6 protein-coding genes are annotated in these 5,072 nt (G+C 64.4%); 1 reads left to right on the forward strand and 5 read right to left on the reverse strand.

Annotated features, from left to right (window positions below; all coding sequences use genetic code 11):
- Nucleotides 1–129: 129 nt before the first annotated feature.
- Nucleotides 130–1,008, reverse strand: a complete 879-nt coding sequence (locus tag V7P99_RS13885) for an alpha/beta fold hydrolase (protein ID WP_333795429.1) — start codon at nt 1,006–1,008, stop codon at nt 130–132.
- A gap of 53 nt (nt 1,009–1,061) precedes the next feature.
- On the opposite strand from V7P99_RS13885, the gene V7P99_RS13890 reads away from it, so the two are divergent.
- Complete coding sequence (locus V7P99_RS13890) at nt 1,062–1,910, forward strand: fumarylacetoacetate hydrolase family protein (protein ID WP_333795430.1); 849 nt, start codon at nt 1,062–1,064, stop codon at nt 1,908–1,910.
- A 35-nt stretch (nt 1,911–1,945) separates the two neighbouring features.
- On the opposite strand, the gene V7P99_RS13895 is transcribed toward V7P99_RS13890, so the two are convergent.
- The 4 genes from V7P99_RS13895 to V7P99_RS13910 form a co-directional block, all read right to left on the reverse strand.
- Nucleotides 1,946–2,659, reverse strand: coding sequence for an energy transducer TonB family protein (locus V7P99_RS13895; RefSeq protein ID WP_333795431.1), 714 nt, complete (start codon nt 2,657–2,659; stop codon nt 1,946–1,948).
- Between the two features lie 85 nt (nt 2,660–2,744).
- Nucleotides 2,745–3,194: an ExbD/TolR family protein gene (locus V7P99_RS13900; protein ID WP_333795432.1), complete on the reverse strand. Its 450-nt coding sequence runs from the start codon at nt 3,192–3,194 to the stop codon at nt 2,745–2,747.
- A complete protein-coding gene (locus V7P99_RS13905) occupies nt 3,195–3,911 on the reverse strand; it encodes a MotA/TolQ/ExbB proton channel family protein (protein ID WP_333795433.1) in 717 nt (238 codons plus the stop codon).
- 51 nt (nt 3,912–3,962) lie between these two features.
- The gene (locus tag V7P99_RS13910) at nt 3,963–4,403 is read right to left on the reverse strand and encodes a hypothetical protein (RefSeq protein WP_333795434.1); all 441 of its coding nucleotides are present in this window, start codon (nt 4,401–4,403) and stop codon (nt 3,963–3,965) included.
- Nucleotides 4,404–5,072: the final 669 nt, after the last annotated feature.

The raw sequence follows: 5,072 nt of genomic DNA on the forward strand, positions 1-5,072 counted from the left end.
GCCCATTCAACTTACGGATAGTGCTCTCAGGGGACGTGTCAATCCCAATACGGTTTGGGGAGGCGAGTATGAGCCAGGAGGCCAGGGCAGCCCTTGAGGTCCGGCAGACCTGGGCCCAACGATCAGGCTTTAAAGGAAGTCAAGTAGGGCGCCCAGCGTTTCGCTAGGGGCTTCCTCGGGCAGGAAGTGCCCGCAATCGAGGGCGTGCCCGGTTACGCTCGAGGCCGACTTCTCACGCCAGGCGGCGAGGACGTCGAAACGCTTGCCAACCGTGCCGCGGGCACCCCAGAGGACAAGCAGCGGCATGGCGAGCTTTTGTCCGGCGGCGTCGCTCTCGCTATCGTGGACGAGATCGATGGTGGCGCTGGCGCGATAGTCCTCGCAGGCGGCGTGGATGGCGGCGGGGTCGAAGAACGCCTCGACGTAGTGACGGAGGATCGCCTCATCGAACGCGCCCTCCGTGTGCGACCAGGATGCGATGGTCTGGCGCACGAAGAAATGCGTGTTGTTGGCGATCATGCGCTCGGGGAAGTCCGCCGGCTGGATCAGGAAGAACCAGTGATAGTAGGCGGTGGCGAACTCGCGGTCGGTCGCCGCGTACATCGTTGCCGTCGGGCAGATGTCGAGCACCGCCATGCGCTCGACGGCATCGGGATGGTCGAGCGCGAGACGATGGGCGACGCGGCCGCCGCGGTCGTGGCCGACGAGGCGGAAGCGCGGGAATCCGAGAGCCTGCATGAGGGCAACCTGATCGGCCGCCATGGCGCGCTTGGCGTAGGCGGCGTGATCGTGCCCGCCCAGCGGCTTGCTAGAGGCGCCGTAGCCGCGCAGGTCTGCGGCGATGACGGTGAAGCGGCGGGCGAGGTCGCCTGCGATCTTGTGCCAGCAGGCGCGCGTCTCCGGGAAGCCATGCAGAAGCAGAACGGGCGGGCCCGATCCGCCGACCAGGGCTGCGATCTCAATGCCGTTGCCGACCGGGATGGTGTGTGATGTAAAACCCTCGAACATCGGCGGCCTCCTGCCGTCCGTGATAGGCAAAACGCGTGTGCGGGGGAAGGTTCATGAAGCTCGTCCGGTTCGGAGCCAAGGGAGCGGAGATGCCCGGCCTCGTCGATGGCGAAGGCAGGATCCGTGATCTGTCACAGCATGTGGCCGACATCGGCGGGGAGACGCTGGCGGCGGATAGCCTGGCGCGGCTCAAGGCTCTCGATCCGGCAACGCTGCCGCTCGCGCCAGAAGGCGTACGGCTCGGCGCGCCGGTCGCTCGCCCCTGGAGCTTCATTGCCGTCGGCCTCAACTACGCCGATCACGCCAAGGAGACGGGGCAGGAGATCCCCTCCGAGCCCATCCTTTTCAACAAGCTCGGCAACACCGTATCCGGGCCGTTCGACGATGTGATCTATCCCAAAGGCGCCAACCGGATGGACTGGGAACTCGAGATCGCATTCGTGATCGGCAAGCGTGCGCGCTATGTCGAGGAGGCGGACGCCATGGATTACGTTGCGGGCTATACGATCTGCAACGACGTGTCCGAGCGGCGCTTCCAGTCGCGCCGGAACGGACAGTGGGTCAAAGGCAAGGCGTGCGAGACGTTCGGGCCGCTCGGCCCCTGGCTGGTGACGACCGACGAAATCGCTGATCCGCACAACCTCTCCATGTCGCTCAAGGTCAACGGAGAGGTCCGCCAGCAGGGCTCGACCTCGACCATGATCTTTCCAATCCCGTATCTCGTCTCCTACATCACCCAGTTCATGGTGCTCGAGGCTGGCGACGTGGTGACGACGGGCACGCCGCCGGGAGTGGGCTGCGGGATGAAGCCGCCGCAATATCTTGTCGCGGGTGACGTGATGGAGCTCGAGATCGAGGGCCTCGGCGTGCAACGCCAGACGGTGGTGCCGTTCAGCGGCTGAGACGGGGACGGCGCGTGAGCGTTCGGTGTTGCAACTCAGCGCACAGAGAACTTGAAGGGCACCGACACGACGAGAGGGCCTGCGGCCCTGGCATCGCTTGGCATGGCGGGGAAGGGGGCGGCGCGCTCGATGGAGGCGACAGCCGCGTCATCGAGCAGCTTCGAGCCTGAGCTGGATGCGATCTCGCGCGAGATCAGCTCGCCTTCGGGACCGACGGTGAAGCGGATAATCACCGTTCCCGACTGGCGCGAGCGGGGGTTCACCTTGCGTGACGAGATGCGCGAGAAGAGCTTGCCCTTGTAGGCGGAGAGCGCGGTCGTGCTGCCGCCTGATTGCGTTACCCCGGATGCGCGGAGCTCGTCGATGGCGATCTCGGTCTGCTCGATCGCCGCGATCTGCTCCGGGCGTGCCTCCTGCACTTCCTCGGGCTCGGGCTCGCGGATCACCTGCTCTTGCTCCGGACCGAACTCGGAGCCGATGACGTGCTGAACGTCCTCCTCGGGAGGCTTCACCTCCTCGATGGGGGGCGTCGATTGCAGGACCGGTGGCGGAGCCTCGACGGCATCGATACTGACCTCCGCTTCGCCCAGCCTCGCGACGCCTTCGAGGGCGATGCCCTGCTCGACGACGAAGAGGTCGTCGCCCGCGCCCTCATCCAGCGAGGCGCCGCCGGGCGTGATCATCAGGATGGCCACGGTCGCGCCATGAAGACCAATCGAAGCCAGCCATGTCAAAACTCGTAAAATCATGTCGCCAGATGGCTCCACGTGCGGCTGCGATCACGGTGCGCGCCGCGTGCGAGGCCGGCATGGTCTGGCGCGGCCCCGATGTTGCTCATTGCGCGCCCCTGGGTTTCGGCTGCGAGAGCAGCGACACGCGGCCGTAGCCGCTTTCGCCAACGCGGCCGAGAACGTCCATGACGTCGCCGTAGTTGCTCTTCTTATCGGCGCGGACGTAGACCACGGTGTCGCCCTCGGAGGCGCGCAACTCGCGCAGGCGCGGGATGAGACCCTCTGACGAGACCTGCTCGTCCCGGATGTAAAGCGATCCGTCCCCTGCGAGCGAGACGACCATGGCCTTCTTCGACTGGCTGACGCGTGCGGCCGAGGTGTCCGGAAGCTCGAGCGGCACGCCGGCGACCATGAGCGGCGCGGCGACCATGAAGATGATGAGGAGGACCAGCATGACGTCGACCATCGGCGTGATGTTGATCTCAGCCACGGGGCGGTAGCCGCCATCGTCTTCATCGCCCCGGAACGCGTCATGTCCGGCCGCCATTCCCATTTAGGATGCCTTTCCGGCGCGCAGAGGCTCGGCCACGCGAGGAAAGCCTTCCGAAGCCGGGCCCGCCGGCCGCGATAGGCGCTTCGCAAGCTCCGCGATCGAGGTGTTGGCGCGATTGGCGCCGCGGCCGAGGGCAACGGCGATCATATTGTAGGCCATGACTGCGGGGATCGCGGCCGCCAAGCCGAGCGCCGTGGCGAACAAAGCCTCGGCGATGCCGGGGGCGACGACCGCCAGAGAGGTATCCTTCTGGTGCGCGATGGCGGTGAAACTGTTCATGATGCCCCACACCGTGCCGAATAGTCCGATGAAGGGGGCGGCGGAGCCGATCGTGGCGAGGAAGGGAAGACCGACCTCGAGCTTCTGCAGCTGCGCCTTGAGGGAGAGACGCATGGCGCGCTCGAGGCGGGCTCTCAGCTCGCCGCGGGGCTCGTTGCGGCCACTGTCCTCGGCTTCGTGATGGGCGGCCGAGAGAAGCGTGCGCACGAGGCCGCGCGGCGCCTGTGCCGTCGCGGCCTGATCGTTCACCGCCCGCTCCAGCCGGCGCAAATCACGCCCGAGCTTGGTCAGGCGGATCATCTTCTCGAGGATGATGGCCCAACACGCGACCGATGCGATGACCAGCATGAGCATGACCGCCTTGACGACGGGGTCAGCTTGCAGGACGAGACCCCAGATCGAGAAATCATGACCTGCGGCGACGGCAATTTCTTCCACGGCAATACCCTTTGCCCGTCCTGATACTGATGCGCTCTACTTACTTCTGCTTCACTTCTGCAGTTCTGCGTCAGTCAGCGATTTCACCGTCACGCCAGCGAGGCAGTTCTCGACGGGGCCCGCCTCGGCCGTGCACTCGACGACATCGTTGATTAGGAAGCTGCCGATCTTGTCACAGGGCGTATTGTCGAGATCGAACAGTTTCACGGTGCGCTTCTTCGCCTTGAGCGGCGCGAGATCCATGGCAAAGCGCCGGCCGATGACGCCGTCCGACTGGAAAAGAACGAGATCGAGCTTGAACGCCTTGTAAGAGGTGTCGCTGTCGTTCTGTACGACCATGTAGGCGCGGCACCCTGAGCCTTGCGACTCAAGCTTATTCAACTCGACCGTGAGCCCGTTCGACTCGGCCATCGCCGGCAAGCAGCCGACGGAAAAAAACGTAAGGGCGGAAAAGCCGATGGTGCGCGCTCCGGCGCGGATCTGTCGGGTCAAGAATAGCCTCCTGAACTTAGAATTTCCGGCTGGCTTGCTGTCCGCTTCGTCCATGCGCCATGCTGCGGGCAGTTGCTGGCTTCGTATCATTATAACCTGACACCGCGGCGCCGTCCCCTGGCGCAGTTTCCGAACGAGGCTCCTGGAGCTGCAATCAGCGGGTGCATGCCCGCGTCCGTCTCGTCCGCCACCATGACGCTGGTGAATATCGCGAAACAGCGACGGGAATCAACCAAATGCGCAGGAGTTTTAGGAGGCGTCAGCCGGGTCATCCCGGCATGCTGCGCCGCAGAAATCCCACCCTGGTCATCTAGATCATTGGGCAAGCAAAGAAAAAAACTTCCATGCAGGCTATCCGATCTTCCTCTTTTTATATCTGGATTGCCGCAATTCGCGCGCCGGGTTGCCGTGTTTTTCGATAACGTCCTGGTAAATCGGGAAAAATTCCCGATGCGGAAGCGCCACATTCGCGCCGAATTTCGCCGGCTCGGCAGGGAAATGTGCCGTTACATCGTTGACCCGGGCTCAGCATAGCTCGTACGCCTACCCTAGGTATTTACCTGGATGCACATATCCGTCGTGATGTGGGCGTCCCAAATGGGATCGGGGGAGGAATAAGAATGGGGACGGGACGGGGGATCGGACGCGCGGCCGTGCTTGCCGGAGCGC

The sequence above is a fragment of the Hyphomicrobium sp. genome (genome assembly GCF_036780825.1).
GTDB lineage: Bacteria > Pseudomonadota > Alphaproteobacteria > Rhizobiales > Hyphomicrobiaceae > Hyphomicrobium_C.

Excerpts from the sequence above, each read along its gene's own strand:
- V7P99_RS13890 (WP_333795430.1), top strand. The coding sequence starts at position 1,062 with ATGAAGCTCGTCCGGTTCGGAGCCAAGGGAGCGGAGATGCCCGGCCTC.
- V7P99_RS13885 (WP_333795429.1), bottom strand. The coding sequence starts at position 1,008 with ATGTTCGAGGGTTTTACATCACACACCATCCCGGTCGGCAACGGCATT.
- V7P99_RS13895 (WP_333795431.1), bottom strand. The coding sequence starts at position 2,659 with ATGATTTTACGAGTTTTGACATGGCTGGCTTCGATTGGTCTTCATGGC.
- V7P99_RS13900 (WP_333795432.1), bottom strand. The coding sequence starts at position 3,194 with ATGGGAATGGCGGCCGGACATGACGCGTTCCGGGGCGATGAAGACGAT.